The organism is Paenibacillus sp. MAHUQ-63 (genome assembly GCF_028765165.1).
In the GTDB taxonomy this organism is placed as follows: domain Bacteria; phylum Bacillota; class Bacilli; order Paenibacillales; family NBRC-103111; genus Paenibacillus_E.
In genome coordinates, this window is record NZ_JARADB010000015.1 from 25,239 (window position 1) to 46,969 (window position 21,731).

21 protein-coding genes and 1 other annotated feature are annotated in these 21,731 nt (G+C 48.2%); all 21 genes read right to left on the bottom strand.

Annotation, left to right across the window (positions count from 1 at the left end):
• Window positions 1-35 precede the first annotated feature (35 nt).
• Entirely contained in the window at window positions 36-1,226 is a 1,191-nt protein-coding gene (tuf, locus tag PUT07_RS34060) for an elongation factor Tu (RefSeq protein ID WP_274473284.1), read from the bottom strand.
• Window positions 1,227-1,265: 39 nt separating this feature from the next.
• Entirely contained in the window at window positions 1,266-3,341 is a 2,076-nt protein-coding gene (fusA, locus tag PUT07_RS34065; RefSeq protein ID WP_274473285.1) for an elongation factor G, read from the bottom strand.
• A 38-nt stretch (window positions 3,342-3,379) separates the two neighbouring features.
• Window positions 3,380-3,850, bottom strand: coding sequence for a 30S ribosomal protein S7 (gene rpsG / locus PUT07_RS34070; RefSeq protein ID WP_274473286.1), 471 nt, complete (start codon window positions 3,848-3,850; stop codon window positions 3,380-3,382).
• Between the two features lie 44 nt (window positions 3,851-3,894).
• The gene (rpsL, locus tag PUT07_RS34075; RefSeq protein ID WP_126144104.1) at window positions 3,895-4,314 is read right to left on the bottom strand and encodes a 30S ribosomal protein S12; all 420 of its coding nucleotides are present in this window, start codon (window positions 4,312-4,314) and stop codon (window positions 3,895-3,897) included.
• 161 nt (window positions 4,315-4,475) lie between these two features.
• Window positions 4,476-4,727, bottom strand: a complete 252-nt coding sequence (locus tag PUT07_RS34080) for a ribosomal L7Ae/L30e/S12e/Gadd45 family protein (protein WP_274473288.1) — start codon at window positions 4,725-4,727, stop codon at window positions 4,476-4,478.
• 177 nt (window positions 4,728-4,904) lie between these two features.
• Window positions 4,905-8,525, bottom strand: coding sequence for a DNA-directed RNA polymerase subunit beta' (gene rpoC / locus PUT07_RS34085; RefSeq protein WP_274473318.1), 3,621 nt, complete (start codon window positions 8,523-8,525; stop codon window positions 4,905-4,907).
• Between the two features lie 68 nt (window positions 8,526-8,593).
• Window positions 8,594-12,133, bottom strand: a complete 3,540-nt coding sequence (rpoB, locus tag PUT07_RS34090; RefSeq protein ID WP_274473289.1) for a DNA-directed RNA polymerase subunit beta — start codon at window positions 12,131-12,133, stop codon at window positions 8,594-8,596.
• A gap of 376 nt (window positions 12,134-12,509) precedes the next feature.
• Window positions 12,510-13,106 (bottom strand): class I SAM-dependent methyltransferase, encoded by a 597-nt coding sequence (locus PUT07_RS34095; RefSeq protein WP_274473291.1) that lies wholly within the window; start codon window positions 13,104-13,106, stop codon window positions 12,510-12,512.
• A gap of 137 nt (window positions 13,107-13,243) precedes the next feature.
• The gene (gene rplL / locus PUT07_RS34100) at window positions 13,244-13,609 is read right to left on the bottom strand and encodes a 50S ribosomal protein L7/L12 (protein ID WP_274473292.1); all 366 of its coding nucleotides are present in this window, start codon (window positions 13,607-13,609) and stop codon (window positions 13,244-13,246) included.
• Between the two features lie 51 nt (window positions 13,610-13,660).
• The gene (gene rplJ / locus PUT07_RS34105) at window positions 13,661-14,170 is read right to left on the bottom strand and encodes a 50S ribosomal protein L10 (RefSeq protein WP_274473293.1); all 510 of its coding nucleotides are present in this window, start codon (window positions 14,168-14,170) and stop codon (window positions 13,661-13,663) included.
• A gap of 66 nt (window positions 14,171-14,236) precedes the next feature.
• Window positions 14,237-14,391, bottom strand: a sequence feature (ribosomal protein L10 leader region).
• 54 nt (window positions 14,392-14,445) lie between these two features.
• The gene (gene rplA, locus PUT07_RS34110) at window positions 14,446-15,138 is read right to left on the bottom strand and encodes a 50S ribosomal protein L1 (protein ID WP_274473294.1); all 693 of its coding nucleotides are present in this window, start codon (window positions 15,136-15,138) and stop codon (window positions 14,446-14,448) included.
• A gap of 117 nt (window positions 15,139-15,255) precedes the next feature.
• Window positions 15,256-15,681 (bottom strand): 50S ribosomal protein L11, encoded by a 426-nt coding sequence (gene rplK, locus PUT07_RS34115; protein WP_167067725.1) that lies wholly within the window; start codon window positions 15,679-15,681, stop codon window positions 15,256-15,258.
• Between the two features lie 90 nt (window positions 15,682-15,771).
• A complete protein-coding gene (gene nusG / locus PUT07_RS34120) occupies window positions 15,772-16,305 on the bottom strand; it encodes a transcription termination/antitermination protein NusG (protein WP_126144113.1) in 534 nt (177 codons plus the stop codon).
• A 26-nt stretch (window positions 16,306-16,331) separates the two neighbouring features.
• Entirely contained in the window at window positions 16,332-16,544 is a 213-nt protein-coding gene (gene secE, locus PUT07_RS34125; RefSeq protein WP_274473295.1) for a preprotein translocase subunit SecE, read from the bottom strand.
• Window positions 16,545-16,563: 19 nt separating this feature from the next.
• Window positions 16,564-16,713 (bottom strand): 50S ribosomal protein L33, encoded by a 150-nt coding sequence (gene rpmG / locus PUT07_RS34130; RefSeq protein WP_079418041.1) that lies wholly within the window; start codon window positions 16,711-16,713, stop codon window positions 16,564-16,566.
• 231 nt (window positions 16,714-16,944) lie between these two features.
• Complete coding sequence (gene sigH, locus PUT07_RS34135) at window positions 16,945-17,589, bottom strand: RNA polymerase sporulation sigma factor SigH (RefSeq protein ID WP_028557511.1); 645 nt, start codon at window positions 17,587-17,589, stop codon at window positions 16,945-16,947.
• 120 nt (window positions 17,590-17,709) lie between these two features.
• Window positions 17,710-18,222, bottom strand: a complete 513-nt coding sequence (locus PUT07_RS34140; protein ID WP_274473297.1) for an NYN domain-containing protein — start codon at window positions 18,220-18,222, stop codon at window positions 17,710-17,712.
• 5 nt (window positions 18,223-18,227) lie between these two features.
• Window positions 18,228-18,968 (bottom strand): 23S rRNA (guanosine(2251)-2'-O)-methyltransferase RlmB, encoded by a 741-nt coding sequence (rlmB, locus tag PUT07_RS34145; RefSeq protein WP_274473298.1) that lies wholly within the window; start codon window positions 18,966-18,968, stop codon window positions 18,228-18,230.
• Between the two features lie 42 nt (window positions 18,969-19,010).
• On the bottom strand, window positions 19,011-19,454 hold the full coding sequence (locus PUT07_RS34150) for a Mini-ribonuclease 3 (protein WP_274473299.1): 444 nt from the start codon (window positions 19,452-19,454) through the stop codon (window positions 19,011-19,013).
• Window positions 19,451-20,851, bottom strand: coding sequence for a cysteine--tRNA ligase (cysS, locus tag PUT07_RS34155; protein ID WP_274473300.1), 1,401 nt, complete (start codon window positions 20,849-20,851; stop codon window positions 19,451-19,453). Before cysS ends, PUT07_RS34150 begins: the two co-directional genes overlap by 4 nt.
• Window positions 20,832-21,503: a serine O-acetyltransferase gene (cysE, locus tag PUT07_RS34160; protein ID WP_274473301.1), complete on the bottom strand. Its 672-nt coding sequence runs from the start codon at window positions 21,501-21,503 to the stop codon at window positions 20,832-20,834. The genes cysS and cysE overlap by 20 nt, the downstream gene beginning before the upstream one ends.
• Window positions 21,504-21,731 lie beyond the last annotated feature (228 nt).

Below are 21,731 nucleotides of genomic sequence, written 5' to 3' on the forward strand. Positions count from 1 at the left end.
CGTTGGCGATGAGTGTTTCTTCTATTATAAAGGAATTACTTGGAGATTGTAGCAACCGCGCCCGCACCAACAGTACGTCCGCCTTCACGAATCGCGAAGCGTGTTCCTTCTTCGATCGCGATTGGGGAGATCAGTTGAACGGAAACTGTGATGTTGTCGCCTGGCATAACCATTTCAGTACCTTCTGGCAGGTTGATGATACCAGTTACGTCAGTTGTACGGAAATAGAATTGTGGACGGTAGCCAGTGAAGAAAGGCTTGTGACGGCCACCCTCTTCTTTTGTCAAAACGTAGATTTGTGCGGAAAACTCAGTGTGAGGTTTCACGGAACCTACTTTTGCAAGAACTTGTCCACGCTCGATGTCTTTGCGGTCTACACCACGAAGAAGGGCACCGATGTTGTCACCAGCTTGAGCGGAGTCAAGCAATTTACGGAACATCTCTACGCCTGTTACAACGCATTTACGAGTTTCTTCCGCGATACCAACGATTTCAACCTCGTCTTGTACTTTAACAGTACCACGCTCTACACGGCCTGTAGCAACTGTACCACGACCTGTGATGGAGAATACGTCCTCGACAGGCATAAGGAAAGGCTTGTCAGTTTGACGCTCAGGAGTTGGGATGTAAGTGTCAACTTGCTCGAACAACTCAACGATTTTGTCAGCCCAAGGACCGTCTGGGTTTTGAAGAGCTTCACGAGCTGCGCCGCGGATGATTGGAGTGTCATCGCCTGGGAACTCATACTCGTTAAGAAGGTCGCGAACTTCCATCTCAACCAGTTCAAGCAACTCTTCGTCTTCAACCATGTCGCATTTGTTCAAGAATACAACGATGTAAGGTACGCCTACTTGGCGGGACAGAAGGATGTGCTCACGAGTTTGTGGCATAGGACCGTCAGCTGCGGAAACAACCAGGATCGCTCCGTCCATTTGAGCAGCACCAGTGATCATGTTTTTAACATAGTCGGCGTGACCTGGGCAGTCAACGTGTGCGTAGTGACGGTTAGGTGTTTCGTACTCAACGTGAGCTGTGGAGATTGTGATACCGCGCTCGCGCTCTTCTGGTGCTTTATCGATTTGGTCGAATGCTACTGCAGCTCCACCGTATCTTTTGGACAATACAGTTGTGATAGCAGCTGTTAGAGTTGTTTTACCATGGTCAACGTGACCGATAGTACCGATGTTAACATGCGGTTTATTACGTTCAAATTTAGCCTTTGCCATTTTAAACGATTCCTCCTTAGAGTGACTATTAGTTTTATATTAAGCGCCTTTGCCTTTTGCAATAATTTCTTCTGCAATGGACTTAGGTACTTCTTCATAATGGGAAAGTTCCATGGAGTACACACCACGGCCTTGAGTTCTCGAACGAAGTGTTGTGGAGTATCCAAACATTTCGGACAAAGGCACCTTAGCACGGATGATTTGCGCACCATGACGGTTATCCATACCTTCGATACGTCCACGACGGGAGTTAAGGTCACCCATAACATCGCCCATGTACTCTTCTGGTACAGTAACTTCAACCTTCATGATTGGCTCAAGAAGAACCGGCTTACATTTGTCTTTGGCAGCTTTAAGCGCCATGGAACCTGCGATTTTGAACGCCATTTCGTTGGAGTCAACATCGTGGTAGGAACCATCGACAACTGTAGCTTTGATGTCTACTAGAGGGAATCCGGCAAGAACCCCGTTCTTCATAGACTCTTCAATACCCGCTTGGATCGGAGCGATGTATTCACGAGGAATCGAACCACCCACGATTTTGCTTTCGAATACAAATCCAGCGCCTGCTTCTTGAGGCTCGAACTCAACCCAACAATGTCCGTATTGACCACGGCCACCGGATTGGCGAACGAATTTACCTTCAACTTTAGCAGCAGCACGGAATGTTTCACGGTAAGCAACTTGCGGTTTACCTACGTTGGTTTCTACTTTGAATTCACGTAGCATACGGTCAACGAGGATCTCAAGGTGAAGCTCACCCATACCTGCGATGATCGTTTGTCCAGTTTCTTCATCCGTAGAAGCACGGAAAGTAGGATCTTCTTCAGATAGTTTTTGCAACGCGATACCCATTTTGTCTTGGTCCGCTTTCGTTTTCGGCTCAACAGCAAGCTGGATAACCGGTTCAGGGAAGTTCATGGACTCAAGGATTACTGGGTTCTTCTCGTCACAAAGTGTATCTCCTGTCGTTGTATCTTTCAGACCAACGGCAGCCGCGATATCACCGGAGTATACGATGCTGATTTCTTGACGGCTGTTCGCATGCATTTGCAGAATACGACCAACGCGCTCACGCTTACCTTTTGTCGCATTAACGACATAGGAACCGGAGTTCAGAACACCAGAGTATACGCGGAAGAATGTTAGGCGACCAACGAAAGGATCCGTCATGATTTTGAACGCAAGCGCCGAGAACGGCTGATCGTCAGCGGACTTACGAGTCACTTCGGTACCATCTTCAAGTACACCTTTGATATCAGGAACGTCAATTGGAGCCGGCAGGTAATCGATAACCGCATCCAACATCAATTGAACACCTTTGTTACGGTAGGAGGAACCTGCGATAACAGGGAAGATTTTAACCTCTACAACACCCTTACGAAGCGCTGCTTTGATTTCTGCCACTGTCAGTTCTTCGCCTTCGAGATATTTCATTGTAAGCTCTTCATCAAGCTCAGCAACTTTCTCGACAAGCTCCAAACGAAGTTCTGCTACTTTATCTTTGAACTCAGCAGGAATTTCGACTTTCTCGATGTCCTTGCCAAGATCGTCTTTGTACATGTATGCAACTTCTTCAACTAGGTCAATGATACCTTTGAAATCACTCTCAGCACCAATTGGAAGTTGAATAGCGACTGCATTTGCACCAAGCTTATCACGCATGGATTGAACAACTTGCAGGAAGTCTGCACCGATGATATCCATTTTGTTAACATAAGCGATACGTGGGACGTGGTATTTATCAGCTTGTCTCCAAACTGTTTCGGATTGAGGTTCAACGCCCTCTTTCGCGCTAAATACACCTACTGCTCCGTCCAACACGCGTAGGGAACGCTCTACCTCAACGGTAAAGTCAACGTGCCCCGGGGTATCGATAATATTGATGCGGTGACCGTTCCATTGCGCAGTTGTAGCGGCGGAAGTAATCGTGATTCCGCGCTCTTGCTCCTGCTCCATCCAGTCCATCGTAGCCGCACCTTCGTGCACTTCTCCGATTTTGTGAACTTTACCAGTGTAGTACAAGATACGCTCTGTAGTTGTCGTCTTACCAGCATCGATATGAGCCATGATCCCGATATTACGCGTGTTTGCTAAGGAGAACTCTCTAGCCATAGGTCGTTTTTTCTCCTTTCAGTATGTGAATCAAAATTCTACCAACGATAGTGAGCGAACGCTTTGTTTGCTTCAGCCATCTTGTGTGTATCTTCACGTTTCTTAACGGAAGCACCTGTGCTATTGCTAGCATCGATAATTTCGTTTGCCAATCTTTCTTCCATCGTCTTCTCACCGCGAAGACGGGAGTAGTTGACCAACCAACGCAAACCAAGAGTAGTACGACGCTCTGGTTTAACTTCGATCGGCACTTGATAGTTAGCACCACCAACACGGCGAGCTTTAACCTCAAGAACTGGCATGATGTTTTTGATAGCTTGCTCGAACACTTCCATCGGCTCTTTACCTGTGCGATCTTGCACTAGGTTAAAAGCGTTATATAGAATGGACTGTGCCACCCCTCTTTTTCCATCGATCATAATACGATTGATAAGACGAGTAACAAGTTTGCTATTATAAATCGGATCTGGCAATACGTCTCTGCGAGTAACTGGACCTTTACGAGGCATAGTTATCCCCCTTTCTTCTAAGAATCATCCCTGATTGTTGTTGCTTACTTTTTAACTTTCGGACGTTTAGTACCGTATTTGGAACGAGCTTGCTTACGGTTGTTAACACCGGAAGTATCAAGCGCGCCGCGAACGATGTGATAACGCACCCCTGGAAGGTCTTTTACCCGTCCGCCACGGATCATAACAACGCTATGCTCTTGCAGGTTGTGACCGATACCCGGAATATAGGCAGTCACCTCAATACGGTTCGTCAAGCGAACACGAGCATATTTACGAAGTGCAGAGTTCGGCTTCTTAGGAGTCATTGTGCCTACACGCGTGCAAACACCACGTTTTTGAGGAGCGCTCAAATCCGTTGCCTCTCTTTTCAAAGCGTTGAACCCTTTTTGCAAAGCAGGTGATTTGGATTTATCCACCTTAGCTTGGCGACCTTTACGTACTAGTTGGTTAATAGTTGGCATTTCGTTACCTCCTCCCTACAGTCATAACATATTGTGCTTCTTGCAAGCCCACAGATCCAGGCGAGTCATAAATGAGCAAAGAGAAAGTCTTTGCCTAGGGCGCTGCAAAAGTTTCAACAACTTTATGTACACCATCCCACTAACAAAAACATCTTAAGCGTTTATTCATTTACAACAGCTGCTACCGCAGCTCCAACTTCAATACCACACGCTTTACCCAGCATCTTCATAGAATCTACGTAGGTTACAGGTATACTCTTCTGCTCGCAGAGAGCAACCAGCTTTATCGTCAATCGCGGATCTGCATCTTTGGAAACAAACACTTCAACAGCCTTATCTTGCTCGACTATCTTAGTTACTTTCTTCGTCCCTACACTTATATTCTTCGCCTGTTTGACTTTATCATAAGACATAAGGCACCCCCTCTATTGAAAGGAAAGAATATCAACTTAGGCACACTACGATATATTAGCATTTTGGTATTGCCATGTCAAGGACGATCTTCGAATCACTTTATTAAAAAATTGTAATGCTGCATGTTAAACCGAAAGAGACAGCCATATGGCCGTCCCTCCCGGATTATACAGCTATTATTCAACCGCAACGGTTTCTTTCTCCAAATCCTCATCTTGCACGAGCACTTCGTTCGGATCCGTAATGCGGATGTTCCGGTAACGCGGCATTCCCGTACCTGCAGGGATGAGTTTACCGATAATAACGTTCTCCTTCAGACCTAACAGCTGGTCAACCTTGCCTTTGATCGCTGCATCCGTCAAGACACGCGTTGTCTCTTGGAAAGACGCCGCGGACAAGAAGGAATCCGTCTCCAGAGACGCCTTCGTAATACCGAGCAAGATCGGTCTTGCTACGGCCGGCTCATTACCGGCGAACAACGCAACTTTGTTGGCTGCTTCGTATTCGTGAATATCTACGAAAGAGCCTGGCAACAGCGTTGTATCTCCGGCGTCTACGATGCGGATTTTCCGCAACATTTGACGAACCATAACTTCGATATGCTTATCGTTAATTTCTACCCCTTGGTTACGGTAAACGCGTTGAACTTCTTGCAGAATGTAGTTCTGCACGCCGCGGATACCTTTGATGCGCAGCATTTCTTTCGGATCGATGGATCCGTCCGTCAGCTCATCTCCGGCCTCTACCTGCTGGTTCAAGGATACACGTACACGGGATCCGAATGGAACCGCATAGACCTTGGACTCCGCTTCACCTTGGACTTCGATTTCACGACGGTCCTTCGCTTCACGGATTTCTTTGACGATACCGTCAATTTCGGAAATGATCGCTTGACCTTTCGGATTACGCGCTTCGAAAAGCTCTTGAATACGCGGCAAACCTTGCGTAATATCGTCTCCGGCAACACCACCGGTATGGAACGTACGCATCGTCAACTGAGTTCCCGGCTCACCGATGGATTGGGCGGCAATAATACCTACAGCCTCACCGATCTCAACGAATTGGCCAGTCGCCAAGTTACGACCGTAACATTTCTTACATACGCCGTGGTTCGTACGGCAGCTAAGAACGGATCGAATTTGCAATCTTTCGATGCCGGAATCAATAATCGCGTCCGCGATATCGGATTCGATCAATTCGTTGCGCTGAACGATAACTTCGCCGGTTTGCGGATGACGTACCGTTTCGAACGCATAACGTCCTTCAATACGGTCATACAGGTCTTCAATAACCTCTTTACCGTCTTGAATTTTGCTGACCATGAAGCCTTTGTCCGTACCGCAATCGTCCTCACGAACGATAACGTCTTGGGCAACGTCAACGAGACGACGAGTCAAGTAACCGGAGTCGGCTGTACGAAGCGCCGTATCGGCAAGACCTTTACGCGCACCGTGTGTAGAAATAAAGTACTCCAAGATTGTTAAGCCTTCACGGAAGTTGGATTTAATCGGCAACTCCATAATTTTACCGGATGGATTCGCCATCAAACCACGCATACCGCCAAGCTGAGTAATCTGCGATTTGTTACCCCGTGCTTTGGATTCCACCATCATGGAGATGGAGTTGTATTTATCAAGGGATTTCATCAGGATATCCGTGATTTCATCCTTCGCTTTACTCCAGATCGCAATGACGCGGTCATAACGCTCTTCATCCGTAATCAAACCGCGGCGGTATTGATTCGTGACTACGCGAACTTTCTCTTCGCACTCTTTGAGGATTCCTTCTTTTTCACTAGGAACCACAACGTCGGAGACAGCAACGGTAATACCCGCTCTAGTGGAATACGTGAAGCCGAGCTCTTTGATTTTATCAAGGATCATCGACGTCTGAGTCGTGTGGTATTTGCGGAAGCACTCGGCGATAATCGAACCCAGGTACTCCTTACCTACCGCTTTGTTCTCAGGACGTTCTGCCATAATGGATCTCAGGTCCGCACCTTTGTCGAATACAAAGTGTGAGTCCGGAATACCGTTCAGCAAGTTCGTTTTGGTAGGCTCATTGATGAATGGGAAATCCGCTGGATAGATCTCATTCATAATGATTTTACCAACTGTCGTAATCAGTATTGCATTTTGTTGTTTCTCCGTGAAGCTCGTTTTGTTCAGAGCTCTGGCCGGAATCGCAACACGCGCATGCAGCGCCAATTTGCCGGATTGATAGGAGGAAACAGCCTCATTGACAGTTCTTAGAATTGCGCCTGCACCTTTGGCGTATTTGTTGTCGGTTGTCAAATAGAAGCTTCCCAGAACCATATCCTGTGAAGGTGTAACAACCGGCTTGCCGTCCTTCGGATTCAGAATGTTACCTGCCGCCAGCATCAGCAAACGAGCTTCAGCTTGAGCTTCGGAAGACAACGGTACGTGCACGGCCATTTGGTCACCGTCGAAGTCAGCGTTGTACGCTGTACATACGAGCGGATGCAGCTTGATGGCGCGGCCTTCCACGAGAATCGGCTCGAACGCCTGAATCCCGAGTCTGTGCAATGTGGGGGCACGGTTCAGCAGAACCGGATGCTCCTTAATGACTTCTTCCAGTACATCCCATACATCCGGACTTACGCGTTCAACTTTACGCTTCGCACTCTTGATGTTATGAGCCAATCCTTTATTCACAAGCTCTTTCATAACGAAAGGCTTGAACAGTTCAAGTGCCATTTCCTTCGGAAGACCACATTGGTACATCTTCAGGTTCGGTCCTACTACGATAACGGAACGACCGGAGTAGTCAACACGTTTACCGAGCAAGTTTTGACGGAAACGTCCCTGCTTCCCTTTCAGCATATGGCTGAGGGATTTCAGCGGACGGTTACCAGGACCCGTTACCGGACGGCCGCGGCGGCCGTTATCGATCAATGCGTCGACGGCTTCCTGCAGCATACGCTTCTCGTTCTGAACGATGATGTCCGGCGCACCGAGGTCGAGCAATCTTTTGAGACGGTTGTTACGGTTGATCACGCGGCGGTACAAATCGTTCAAGTCGGAAGTCGCGAAGCGGCCCCCGTCAAGCTGTACCATCGGACGAAGCTCCGGCGGGATAACCGGAAGCACGTCGAGAATCATCCAACCCGGCAAGTTCTTGGAGTTACGGAATGCTTCCATAACTTCCAAACGCTTGATCGCACGGTTACGGCGCTGACCTTGCGCCGTTTTGAGTTCTTCCTTCAGCGTATCGACTTCACGCTCGATATCGATATCGATGAGAAGCTTCTTAACAGCTTCCGCACCCATACCGGCTTGGAACGCATAGCCGTACTTCTCGCGGTAGCTGCGGTATTCTTTCTCCGAAAGCAGTTGTTTCTTCTCAAGAGGCGTATCCCCTGGATCCGTTACAACATAGGAAGCGAAGTAGATGATCTCTTCCAAGGATCTTGGAGACATATCCAACGCAAGCCCCATGCGGCTTGGAATCCCTTTGAAGTACCAGATGTGCGATACAGGAGCAGCAAGCTCAATGTGCCCCATACGCTCACGGCGTACTTTCTGGCGGGTTACTTCCACGCCACAGCGGTCACAAACGACGCCCTTGTAACGGACGCGTTTGTATTTACCGCAATGACATTCCCAATCTTTGGTAGGTCCGAAGATCTTTTCACAGAAAAGACCTTCTTTCTCAGGCTTTAAAGTTCTGTAGTTAATGGTTTCCGGCTTTTTTACTTCCCCACGGGACCAAGAGCGAATTTTATCGGGTGACGCCAGACCGATTTTCATAAACTCGAAGTTGTTAACGTCCATCAGGAGCAACCCTCCTTTTAGAATTTATACCACAGTGCAGTGAATCGTTCTCGATCTATTGTGGCGATCTATTATTCGTTGACTCCAAGCTCAGAGCCCTCGAGATTAAGGTTAAGTTTGTCGCTGGTGACTTCGTCGTCATCGTCAGCCTCTTTCATTTCGATCTCCTCTTCGTCGCCGGACAGGATTTTGACATCCATACCCAAACTTTGAAGCTCTTTGATCAAAACTTTGAACGATTCCGGAACGCCCGGTTCTGGAACATTCTCGCCTTTGACGATGGACTCATACGTTTTCACACGGCCCACGACATCATCGGATTTGACAGTGAGGATCTCTTGCAGCGTATAGGCAGCACCGTATGCTTCAAGCGCCCATACCTCCATCTCCCCGAAACGCTGTCCGCCGAACTGCGCCTTACCACCCAGCGGCTGCTGAGTAACAAGTGAGTAAGGACCTGTGGAACGGGCATGGATTTTGTCGTCAACCATGTGCGCCAATTTGATCATGTACATCACGCCGACCGTTACTTCACGCTCAAACGGTTCGCCTGTACGGCCATCGTACAGAATCGTTTTGCCGTTACGCTGCATGCCGGCTTCTTCCATCGCATCGAATACGTCATACTCGCGCGCTCCGTCGAATACCGGCGTAGCTGCATGAATACCCAAGTATTTGGATGCCATACCCAAGTGAACCTCAAGCACCTGCCCGATGTTCATCCGCGATGGAACCCCTAGAGGGTTCAACACGACTTCAACCGGCGTACCGTCCGGAAGGAAAGGCATATCTTCTTCAGGAAGAATACGCGCGACAACCCCTTTGTTTCCGTGACGTCCCGCCATTTTATCGCCTTCGGAAATTTTCCGTTTCTGTGCGATATAAACACGAACCAGTTGATTCACGCCAGGAGGCAGCTCATCGCCGTTCTCACGCGTAAATACTTTCACATCTACGACGATACCGTCCGTACCATGCGGCACGCGAAGCGATGTATCGCGCACTTCACGAGCCTTCTCACCGAAGATCGCGTGCAGCAATCTTTCTTCCGCCGTAAGCTCAGTCACACCTTTTGGCGTTACTTTACCTACGAGAATGTCGCCTGCGCCGATTTCGGCACCGACACGGATAATGCCGCGCTCGTCAAGATTTTTCAGCGCATCTTCCCCGACGTTCGGGATGTCGCGCGTAATTTCTTCAGGTCCAAGCTTCGTATCACGCGCTTCGGACTCGTATTCCTCAATGTGAATCGATGTGTACACATCTTCTTTGACCAGCTTTTGGCTGAGCAGGATCGCATCCTCGTAGTTGTACCCTTCCCAAGTCATGAAGGCTACGACAACGTTGCGCCCAAGCGCCAATTCGCCTTGTTCGGTCGATGGTCCGTCCGCCAGAATGTCGCCGGCTTTAATAAGCTGCCCCTTCTTCACGATCGGACGTTGGTTGATGCAAGTACCTTGGTTGGAACGCATAAACTTGTGAAGCTTATATTTGACGATATTGCCGCTGACCAGCTTACCGTCCACCATTTCCTGGCGGCGCAGCCAAATTTCGTTAGCAGCAGCTTTCTCAATAATTCCATCGAATTTGGAGACAATACATACTCCCGAGTCTTTAGCGACCTTATGCTCCATCCCTGTACCAACGAGAGGGGCTTTAGGGATAAGAAGCGGAACCGCTTGACGCTGCATGTTCGATCCCATCAACGCGCGGTTGGAGTCATCGTTCTCAAGGAACGGAATCAATGCCGTCGCAACGGAAACAACCTGTTTCGGGGAAACGTCCATGTAGTCGACACGCTCAACCGGCAGCGTTAAGTTATCGTCCTTGTAACGAACGATAATCGCTGAATCGACGAACTTGTTGTCCTCGGTCAACTGCGCGTTCGCTTGCGCGATAACGTAGTTATCCTCTTCGTCCGCTGTCAGGTACGCGATTTGGTCTGTAACGACACCTGTCTTAGGGTCTACCCAACGGTATGGAGCCTCGATGAAGCCATACTCATTGATACGGGCAAACGTAGACAAGGAGTTAATCAAACCAATGTTCGGACCCTCCGGAGTCTCAATAGGACACATACGGCCATAGTGAGAGTGATGCACGTCACGAACTTCCATCCCCGCGCGCTCTCTCGTCAAACCGCCCGGTCCAAGTGCGGAGAGACGTCTCTTATGCGTCAGCTCGGCAAGCGGATTCGTTTGGTCCATGAACTGAGAAAGCTGGGAGCTTCCGAAGAACTCTTTGATAGATGCGATAACCGGACGAATGTTGATCAAAGCTTGCGGCGTAATAACGTTCGCATCTTGAATGGACATACGCTCACGTACGACGCGTTCCATACGGGACAAACCTATACGGAATTGGTTTTGCAGCAGCTCGCCTACAGAACGAAGTCTACGGTTACCCAAGTGGTCGATATCATCCGTATTCCCGATGCCGTGCAGCAAGTTAATGAAATAGTTGATGGACGAAATGATATCGGCCGGCGTGATGTTCTTAACGCTCTTGTCAATCGTGCCGTTGGAGATGACTTTCACGACCTTGCCCTCTTCCGTCGGCGAATACACGTTAATGCACTGAACAGGGATCGTATCCGCGCCAGTTACACCTTTTGGAATAGAGAACTCTTTGTAGCCTGCGCCTTTCTCGATGAAAGGTAGAATCTCATCCAGCACACGGCGATCAAGCAGCTGTCCAGCTTCCGCGATGATCTCGCCCGTCTCGGTATCGACCAAAGTTTCAGCCAAACGCTGATTGAACAATCTATTTTTGATGTGTAATTTCTTGTTGATTTTGTAACGGCCTACGTTAGCCAAATCATAACGCTTCGGATCAAAGAAACGAGCGACGATCAAGCTTCGCGCATTATCCAGCGTAGGCGGCTCACCCGGACGAAGACGTTCGTAAATCTCGATCAACGCTTTCTCCGTAGAGTCCGTGTTATCTTTGTCGAGCGTATTGCGAATATATTCGTTATCGCCGAGCAAATCCAGAATCTCTGCATCCGTCCCAAAACCTAGGGAACGCAGCAATACCGTTACCGGGATTTTACGTGTGCGATCGATACGAACGTAAATAATATCCTTCGCGTCCGTCTCAAGCTCCAACCACGCACCGCGGTTCGGAATGACCGTTGCGGTGTAAGTTTTTTTGCCGTTTTTATCCACTTTCGTGCTATAATAAACGCTAGGGGAACGAACGAGCTGGGAGACGATTACACGCTCCGCACCGTTAATAATGAACGTCCCCGTGTCGGTCATGATAGGGAAATCCCCCATGAACACTTCTTGTTCCTTGACCTCACCGGTTTCCTTATTAATCAAACGGACTTTGACTCTTAACGGAGCCGCGTAAGTTACGTCGCGTTCCTTGGATTCATCAACCGAATACTTAGGATCGCCTAAGCTATAGTCAATAAACTCCAGTACCAGGTTACCTGTAAAATCCTGAATCGGGGAGATATCTTGAAACATCTCGCGTAATCCCTCTTCCAAAAACCACTCATACGATTTTTGCTGGATTTCAATCAGGTTTGGAATGCCCAGCACCTCATTAATTCGTGCATAAGTCCTGCGTTTACGTCGTCCAAATTGAACAAGATGTCCCGCCAACTTTCATTCACCCCTCAACTCTACTCAATAAATAAAAAGAAGAAGAAAAACCTCGACCGACGTACACTCAGGACGCCTCCGTATTGGAGCCCGTCCGAATCGAGTGACTATATGGATGAAGATTTTTCCCTGTAATCAGTAATACTTCCAAATATTTCTTCCCATCCTGTTAGAATTTCCTAAAATTCAAACATTATACGTTACAAGTTCAAATTTTATTCATTCTGGAGGAAAAAAAGACTTGACATTTTTGTTAACTAAAGACATGTGTCCCATCTTAATACTGACATTTTTTAATAATACCACATGTGAAAAGTCAAGTCAAATAAATTTCCACGACTGTCCGTTACATGGCTCGCCTTCAGGAGACAAAACTTCACTTCGTAGCTTTAAGAATCTTGTAACCTTTATCCTTGGAAACTTCGAGGACCTCGCTATAGATCGACTCCAGCTTCTTCATCGCCGAAGGCGCTCCCTGCTTCTTCTGAATGACGACCCAGATCGAGCCGCCTTCCACTAGACAATCGTAAGCATCCGTGAATATACGATGTACGACTTCCTTACCGGCACGGATCGGCGGATTCGTCAACACAGCGTCGAAGCGCTGGTCCTTCACCTGCTCCAGGAGATCGCTCTGCAGAATCGACACATTGGAGATGCCGTTGCGCCGCGCGTTTTCCGCGCTGAGCTCAACAGCCCGTTCATTAATGTCGACCATTGTCACATGCCCCTTCGGACATATCGCCGCAGCACTTAAACCAATCGGCCCGTACCCGCACCCGACATCCAGCACCCGGGCATCTTCCTTCAGCTGCATCGTTTCGATCAGAAGCTTGCTGCCATAATCCACGCCTTTTTTGGAGAAAACGCCGGCATCCGTCAGGAATGTATACGTCTTGCCACGCAGTACTTCTTGGGCTGCCTGAATATCGCGCTTCGCCGTTGGACGCTGCGTATAATAATGCTCTGACACGCTAAGATTCCCTCCTCTTTTTTTACCTATAGGAAAATCTATAACTCAAGAGCGTTCCTAAGGCTTTCCTAAGGGCAAAAACTTAGGTTAAAAAAACCTCTTGAAGGCAAGCTTCAAGAGGTTTCCTACAGAAGAAATTACTTAACTTCAACAGTTGCGCCAGCTTCAGTAAGCTTAGCTTTAACAGCTTCTGCTTCTTCGGAGCTAACTTTTTCTTTGATTGGTTTTGGAGCGCCGTCAACCAAGTCTTTCGCTTCTTTCAGGCCAAGACCTGTGATTTCGCGAACTACTTTGATTACGTTGATTTTGGAAGCACCAGCGTTAGTCAAGATAACATCAAACTCAGTTTGAGCTTCTTCAACTGCTGCTGCTGCGCCACCGCCAACTGCTACTGGAGCAGCTGCTGTTACGCCAAACTCTTCTTCAATTGCTTTAACCAGGTCGTTCAATTCCAAGATTGTCATGCCTTTGATTGCTTCTAGGATCGTTGCATTTGTGCTCATGGTTAAACCTCCGTTATCATTAATAAATTTAGTTGTTTTTGTAAAACAAAATTAAGCTTGACCTTCAGCTTCTTTTTTCTCAGCAACTGCTTTAACAGCAAGTGCAAAGTTACGAACAGGAGCTTGAAGAACGCTAAGCAACATGGAGAGAAGACCATCTCTGGATGGAAGCTCAGCAAGTGCCTTGATTTGATCGTATCCAACTACGCGGCCTTCGACCACGCCAGCTTTCACGCTCAACTGATCATTCTTTTTAGCAAATTCAGTCAAGATTTTCGCAGGAGAGATCAAGTCGTCTTTGCTGAAAGCAATAGCTGTAGGACCAGTTAAGTACTCATCCAATTCAGTCAGCTCAGCTTGAGCAGTAGCGCGTCTTGCCAAGGAGTTCTTAAGAACTGTAAATTCGATGCCAGCTTCACGTAAGCTCTTACGCAGCTGAGTTACTTGAGCTACGTTCAAACCACGGTAATCTGCTACGATTGTACAAGTGCTAGCTTTAAACTTCTCAGTTACTTCAGCTACCGCTTGTTGTTTCTCTGCAAGGATTTTCGCGTTTGCCATAGTACACCTCACTTCTTATGCATTTATGTTTCAAGTTCGCAAACAGTAGGAGCATCAGCATTCCTTATATACAATAAGAAATGCCTTCGTAGACGCTACGAAGGCATGATTTGTTCACTTTTTCCCTGACGTTTCAAAGAAATCGCTATATATATCATAACACCTCGGTAGGAAATTAAGCTCGTGGCACCTACTGTCTACGGTTTGCATATTCATTTTTAGGACCTTTGATAGAGTATCACGACCAGTAACCGAAGTCAACTGGAAGCTATTACTTATCTGAAGGAGTTTACGTTCACGCGAACACTTGGTCCCATTGTCGAGGATACAGCAATGTTTTTCAGGTATACACCTTTAGCAGCTGCCGGTTTCGCTCTAACAAGCGCATCAACCAATGCTTTGAAGTTCTCGTTCAACTTGTCAGCATCGAAAGATACTTTACCAAGCGGAGCATGGATTTGACCTGCTTTATCAAGACGGTACTCGATTTTACCAGCTTTGATCTCCTGAACAGCTTTGGTAACGTCGAAAGTAACTGTTCCTGCTTTAGGGTTTGGCATCAAACCTTTACCCCCGAGGATACGACCCAGTTTACCAACTTCGCTCATCATGTCTGGAGTAGCTACGCAAACGTCGAATTCGAACCAACCTTGTTGAATTTTGTTGATCATGTCTGCATCACCAACAAAATCTGCACCAGCCGCTTCAGCTTCTTTCGCTTTCTCGCCTTTGGCAAATACAAGCACGCGTTTTGTTTTACCAGTACCGTGTGGAAGTACAACGACACCACGAACAGCCTGGTCTTGTTTTCTTGGGTCTACACCCAGACGAACTGCAACATCTACAGTTTCATCGAATTTAGCAGGAGCTGTCTTCTTAACAAGCTCGATTGCTTCTGACGGATCGTACAAGGTTTCAGCGTTAACAAGCTGAGCTACCTCGCGGTATTTTTTACCGTGTTTAGGCATAATCTATAATCCTCCTTAGTGGTATTAGCGGATAATCCTCCCACCGAGCGACCTTGAAGTTTTCGCGGAAAACCTCTTCATAAGCCCGTGGCTTAAACAGTCGCATTCCTTGCGGAATTAATCTTCGATGACGATTCCCATGCTGCGAGCAGTACCTTCAACCATACGCATTGCAGCCTCAACGGATGCAGCATTCAGGTCAGGCATTTTTTGCTCAGCGATTTCACGAACTTTTGCACGTTTCACAGTTGCAACTTTCTTTTTGTTAGGTTCGCCGGATCCTTTTTCGATACCAGCAACGACGCGAAGAAGAACTGCAGCCGGAGGCGTTTTGGTGATGAATGTAAAGGAGCGATCCTCGAAAACTGTGATTTCAACCGGAATAATCAGGCCTACTTGATCAGCAGTACGAGCATTGAACTCTTTACAGAAAGCCATAATGTTCACACCTGCTTGACCCAGAGCTGGACCGATCGGTGGTGCTGGATTTGCTTTCGCAGCTTGAACTTGAAGCTTAACCACTTTAATTACCTTTTTTGCCATGATAGACACCTCCTGTGTATAATATAGATCCCACTAACGAAGGTCTATCCCGAGGAATAGACCTGGTAGAAACCCTTGGTTGTCTTAGTTCTATAGCTTTTCCACTTGGTCGAAATCGAGCTCAAGCGGGGTTTCCCTACCAAACATGTTGACATGCACCTTAAGTTTACCCTTGTCCGCCACAATTTCTTCAACAGAGCCGACAAAGTTTGCGAAAGGTCCCACCTTGACGCGTACGGTTTCTTTGAGTTCGAAGTCGATCTTCGCCTTCGGCTCTTCCATCCCCATATGCTTCAAAATAGATTCAACTTCCTCAGGTAACAATGCAGTCGGTTTAGAGCCGGATCCCGTAGATCCTACGAATCCGGTAACTCCTGGCGTGTTTCGAACGACATACCAAGAGTCATCCGTTTGAATCATTTCGACGAGAACGTAGCCCGGGTAAACTTTGCGCATGACAACTTTCTTCTTGCCATCCTTGTTCACCAGTTCCTCTTCCATCGGCACGAGCACGCGGAAGATCTTATCCGTCATCTCCATGGATTCAACACGTTTCTCCAGGTTGGCTTTCACTTTGTTTTCATACCCTGAATAGGTATGTACGACGTACCATCTTTTTTCCATGAATAAATTCACCTATAGTCCTGTTTTTATTTAAAAACAAGGCGCAGCAACTCAGAAATTCCAAGATCCAACACAAAAAAATAAACAGCGACAAAAGCTACCGTTCCCAATACGACAAGCGTATAGGTGATCATCTCTTTGCGGCTTGGCCACTTGACCTTTTTGAGTTCTGACCAGCTGTCGGTGAAGAAGGAAAAAGTGGATCCGAAGCTTTGTCTCATTCTAGCCAAGAACCCCACAAACTACACCTCCAAAGAACTACCTAGTCTCGCGATGAGCAGTATGTTCATTGCAAAATTTGCAATATTTCTTCAACTCAATACGGTCGGGATTGTTGCGCTTATTTTTAGTGGATGCATAGTTTCTTTGTTTGCAATTTGTGCACGCTAATGTGATGATGACCCGCATGATGTACACCTCCTACAGACACGTTCTAATTAAAGCCCTTCGAAGCGCGTCAAAAAGAAAGCGACTTTTAGGGCTACCTGAAATACTTTATCACAACCCGCAACGGAGTGTCAAGGCGCTGTCTCACAATTGCGAGAGTATCACCAGTATTGACGGCTCGCTGCGTTGTTAAACCTCTTACAAACAAAACACCCGCGGCGCCTGGTAGGAACCCAGAAACCGCGGGACATTCTACAAATCTCTAACTTCCAAATAGCGTTCCAGCTTGCGTTTGACACGTTGAAGAGCATTATCAATCGACTTAACATGGCGATCCAAATCCACCGCAATCTCTTGGTAGGATCTGCCATCCAAATAGAGCATAAGAACCCTACGTTCCAAGTCGCTCAATATTTCTCCCATTTTATCTTCAAGACCTGTAAATTCCTCTTGATTGATCACAAGCTCCTCAGGATCAGTGACCCTGGAACCGCTAATGACGTCAAGCAGCGTTCGATCAGAATCTTCATCATAGATAGGCTTGTCCAATGATACGTAGGAATTAAGAGGTATGTGCTTCTGACGCGTTGCCGTCTTAATAGCCGTGATGATCTGTCGAGTAATGCACAGCTCAGCAAAGGCTTTGAATGAAGCAAGCTTGTCTCCTCGGAAGTCGCGGATAGATTTATATAAACCTATCATGCCTTCCTGCACAATATCTTCTCGGTCTGCACCTATCAAAAAATAAGAACGTGCTTTGGCACGCACAAAATTCTTATATTTATTGATAAGGTATTCCAAAGCTTCGCTACTGCCTTCTCGGACTGCCTCGACAATGTCTTCATCTGGCTTGAGGTCATAATCGTACATTCTCAGTTCTTTGAGGTCGACACTCACCAACAATCCCTCCGGCCTGCAGGACTACCCAGATTCACATTAAAAGTTTAGGTTAAGTATACATGATGAAATCTCACACCGTCAACGGGGAAGCCCACCATTTCTAGCATTTGGATGGACTTACTCCCCTCTTCGCCATCGTTCGAACTGCGCCTTGAGCTCTCCGCTCAGCTTCCCCTCGAACGGATTGCGCTTCGTAGAAACCTCGGGTTTAATGCGTTCTCTAACCTCTTTGCGATTTTGCTTGATCTTAACGAGCAATTCGCCGGCCGGCAGCCGGAGAGCCCCCTTGCCGAAGATGACATGCTGTTCGATCATATCGGAAGTAGCGACATAGATTTGTCTGCGCCTTCCCATCAGATTCGTTACCAGCCGCTCGATCCGTTCGTCTGCGGTTTCCTTCTCCTTGGTGTAAAGCACGTTCAGCTTGCTTTGAACATATTTTTTCCCGAGTCCAGGAACCATATAAGCATCAAATACGAGATAGACCTTCATCCCGGAGTAAGACTGATATTCGGCCAGCATATGAATGAGCTTGTCTCGAGCACCTTCCAAATCCGTATCCTTCAGCTTATTCAGCTCCGGCCATGCGCCAATGATATTATAGCCGTCTACGATCAGGAATTCTTCCATCGGCCTTAGCTCTGATGACGTTGCCGAACCACTTCATACATGAGAACCCCCGCGGCGACGGAAGCGTTCAAGGAATTCACGTGTCCCGCCATAGGCAGCTTCACCAGGAAGTCGCACTTCTCTTTGATCAGCCTGCCCACGCCTTTGCCCTCATTACCGATTACAAGCGCAATCGGCATGTTGAAATTAGCTTTATACACATCTTGAGCTGCGGTAACATCCGTTCCTGCAACCCATACCCCTTGCTCTTTCAGCTGTTCGATCGTTTGCGCAATATTCGTTACACGGGCAACAGGAACGTATTCCACGGCGCCTGCGGAGGTTTTGGAAACCGTTGCCGTCAGACCGACCGAACGCCTCTTCGGAATGATGACCCCATGAACTCCCGTACAATCCGCCGTCCGCAGAATCGAACCCAAATTATGAGGGTCTTCGATCTCATCCAGAATCAGGATAAACGGATCCTGTCCCAGCGATTTCGCCTTAGCAATAATTTCTTCGACTTCCACATAAGCATAGGCCGCTACTTGGGCGATAACCCCTTGGTGCTGCAGCCCTTCCACCATTTGGTCAAGCTTGCGCTTGTCCGTAAATTGCACCAAAATACCCAAATTTTTGGCTTCCGCCACGATTGGGCCGGCAAACTGCTTCTGCGCATTCTCAGCTATCCAGATTTTGTTGATCGTCCGGCCGGCGCGAATGGCCTCCATGACGGAGTGCTTCCCGCCAATATATTCTTCTTCCATCCTTTTTCCTCCTAAAAATTCCGCTGCTGACAAAACTTACATCTACGCTTCGGACTTGGCACCAGCCTTATAGGCAAGCGCAAAATCCAATATTTCCTTCAAGCGGCTATAAGATTGCTTATAGTACAAATATCCGATTAAGCACTCAAACGCGGTGCTGTGCCGGTATTCCAGCACATCCGCGTTCTTCGCCGTCGTTCCTGATTTGGCGTTGCGCCCGCGCTTCACCATATCCGTCTCTTCTTCCGTCAGCATCGGCATCAACGCATCAAGCAGCTTGGCTTGCGCCTTGGCCGAAACATAACCGGTCGATGCCCTATGAAGATGGTTCGGCTTATGATTCCCGCTGGAGATCACATACTGCCGAATGTATACCTCGTAAACCGCATCCCCGATATAGGCCAGCACAATCGGATTCAGCAGATGCGGGCTTACGGCAGGCGGGTAAACGAACAAATTCGCTGCATCGTTCAAGGTTTCGCTCATTTGCGGCGCCAACGAATTCCTTGCGGCGTGTCCTCAAGGAATATCCCTTTCTCCGTGAGCAGATCACGAATTTCGTCCGCGCGCGCCCAGTTCTTCGACTTCCTCGCTTCCGTGCGCTCCACGATCAATTGCTCGATCTCTTCATCCAGCAATTCGTCGGCTTGTTTCGACAAAATCCCCAACGTTTGGTCGAACGCCTGCAGCTGATCCAGCAGCAGCTGAAGCGCCGCGGTATGAACCCGCTCCTGTTGGAGATATAGATTCGCTTCCGACACCAAATCAAATACGGCCGTAATCGCATCCGGCGTGTTGAAGTCGTCGTTCATCTTCTCGACGAATTGATTCGCAATGGCCGCAACGCGCGCAACCAGCGCTGCATCCGCATCGCCGGATGCGGATGCTGTAGCCAGCCGATGCTTCAAGTTGTCATTCGCGTTCTGGATGCGCTCCAGCGCGTTCGCCGCTTGCTTCAAGCTTTCATCGCTGAAGTTAAGCGGGTTGCGGTAATGAGCGGACAGCATGAAGAAGCGGAATACCTCCGGCTTCAACTGCTGCACGAGGTCGCGAATTAATATGCCGTTGCCCAGCGACTTGGACATCTTCTCATTGTCAATGTTCAAGAACGCATTGTGCAGCCAATAATTGGCCATCGGATGACCCGTTACCGCTTCCGTCTGAGCGATCTCGCACTCATGGTGCGGGAATGTCAAATCTTGGCCGCCGCCATGAATATCGATCGTTTCGCCCAAATATTTGCGCACCATCGCGGAGCACTCGATATGCCAGCCCGGACGGCCCTGGCCCCAGGGGCTATCCCAATAAATTTCCCCGGGCTTCGCCGCTTTCCACAGTACGAAGTCCTGCGGGTTCTCCTTCCGGTCGTCCACCTCAATCCGAATGCCGTATTGAAGCTCCTCCAGATTCTGATGCGACAGCTTGCCGTATTCGGCGAACTTGGTCGTGCGGTAATACACGTCGCCGCGCGCCTCATAAGCGTAGCCTTTCTCCACAAGAGCGGCGATGAACTCGATAATTTCCGGCATATTTTCCGTAACACGCGGATTCAAAGTAGCCTCATGCACACCCAGCGCCTTAATATCCTCCAAGAAAGCGGCGATGAACGTTTCCGCCAGCTCCGGCACCGTAACGCCCAGCTCCTCGGCTTTGCGGATCATTTTATCGTCAACGTCCGTGAAGTTCGTAATATAAGTAACCTCATACTTCTGCGATTCCAGGAAGCGCCGCACGACATCGAAGAAGATCACAGGCCTCCCGTTTCCGATATGAATATAGTTATATACAGTCGGGCCGCATACATACATTTTCACTTTGCCCGCTTCAATCGGGACGAATTCTTCCTTCTTGCGTGTTAGTGTGTTATACACTCTGAGCGTCATGTTCTCTCGCTCCTCCATTTCTGACCCGTTCTTGTTCAAGCTGCTTTTTGAGCTCGTTAATTTGCTGCTGCATTTCTTGGAATATATCAATAATGGGATCCGGCAAGTTGCCGTGATCCAAACGATTGACGCGCACCCCGTCCCGCTTCACAAGCTTGGCAGGCATCGTTACGACCGTACTGTTGGACGGAACCTCGTGAATGACCACGGCATTGGAACCGATACGCGAATTCTCGCCGACAAGGAAGGAGCCTAAGATCTTGGCGCCTGAACCGATAACAACATTATTGCCAATAGTCGGATGTCTCTTACCTTTCTCCTTGCCTGTTCCCCCGAGAGTAACCCCTTGATACAAAATGACGTCATCGCCGATTTCGCACGTTTCCCCGATCACTACGCCCATCCCATGGTCAATAAACAACCGCTTGCCGATTGTGGCTCCGGGATGAATCTCAATGCCCGTCATGAAACGGCTCCATTGGGAGACGATACGGGCGAGGGTAAACATCTTCCGCTTGTAGAACCAATGCCCGATCCGATGCGCCCAGATGGCGTGAAGACCGGAGTACGTAAACACAACCTCAAACCAGCTGCGTGCAGCCGGGTCGTTATCGAATACGGCAGAAATATCAGATTTGATCGTTTGCCACATGCTCTCACCTTCTTCGCCTTAAATCAGATTCTGTGTATAAAAAAAGCCCCCGCAGCCCAATGGCTGCAGAGGCGTTATTCATCGCGGTTCCACTCTGCTTGGTGACTCGGAAGTCTCCCAACTCAAGTCCCCGTAACGTGGGTCATCCGGCTGCGCCTACTTTACTCGTCTTCCGAGTATTCGGCGTAGCAGCTCCCAGGTGCATTTCCGTTTATAGGGAATGGATAA

Excerpts from the sequence above, each read along its gene's own strand:
- tuf (WP_274473284.1), bottom strand. The coding sequence starts at position 1,226 with ATGGCAAAGGCTAAATTTGAACGTAATAAACCGCATGTTAACATCGGT.
- fusA (WP_274473285.1), bottom strand. The coding sequence starts at position 3,341 with ATGGCTAGAGAGTTCTCCTTAGCAAACACGCGTAATATCGGGATCATG.
- rpsG (WP_274473286.1), bottom strand. The coding sequence starts at position 3,850 with ATGCCTCGTAAAGGTCCAGTTACTCGCAGAGACGTATTGCCAGATCCG.
- rpsL (WP_126144104.1), bottom strand. The coding sequence starts at position 4,314 with ATGCCAACTATTAACCAACTAGTACGTAAAGGTCGCCAAGCTAAGGTG.
- PUT07_RS34080 (WP_274473288.1), bottom strand. The coding sequence starts at position 4,727 with ATGTCTTATGATAAAGTCAAACAGGCGAAGAATATAAGTGTAGGGACG.
- rplL (WP_274473292.1), bottom strand. The coding sequence starts at position 13,609 with ATGAGCACAAATGCAACGATCCTAGAAGCAATCAAAGGCATGACAATC.
- rplJ (WP_274473293.1), bottom strand. The coding sequence starts at position 14,170 with ATGGCAAACGCGAAAATCCTTGCAGAGAAACAACAAGCGGTAGCTGAA.
- rplA (WP_274473294.1), bottom strand. The coding sequence starts at position 15,138 with ATGCCTAAACACGGTAAAAAATACCGCGAGGTAGCTCAGCTTGTTAAC.
- rplK (WP_167067725.1), bottom strand. The coding sequence starts at position 15,681 with ATGGCAAAAAAGGTAATTAAAGTGGTTAAGCTTCAAGTTCAAGCTGCG.
- nusG (WP_126144113.1), bottom strand. The coding sequence starts at position 16,305 with ATGGAAAAAAGATGGTACGTCGTACATACCTATTCAGGGTATGAAAAC.
- rpmG (WP_079418041.1), bottom strand. The coding sequence starts at position 16,713 with ATGCGGGTCATCATCACATTAGCGTGCACAAATTGCAAACAAAGAAAC.
- PUT07_RS34140 (WP_274473297.1), bottom strand. The coding sequence starts at position 18,222 with ATGGAAGAATTCCTGATCGTAGACGGCTATAATATCATTGGCGCATGG.
- rlmB (WP_274473298.1), bottom strand. The coding sequence starts at position 18,968 with ATGGAAGAAGAATATATTGGCGGGAAGCACTCCGTCATGGAGGCCATT.
- PUT07_RS34150 (WP_274473299.1), bottom strand. The coding sequence starts at position 19,454 with ATGAGCGAAACCTTGAACGATGCAGCGAATTTGTTCGTTTACCCGCCT.
- cysS (WP_274473300.1), bottom strand. The coding sequence starts at position 20,851 with ATGACGCTCAGAGTGTATAACACACTAACACGCAAGAAGGAAGAATTC.
- cysE (WP_274473301.1), bottom strand. The coding sequence starts at position 21,503 with ATGTGGCAAACGATCAAATCTGATATTTCTGCCGTATTCGATAACGAC.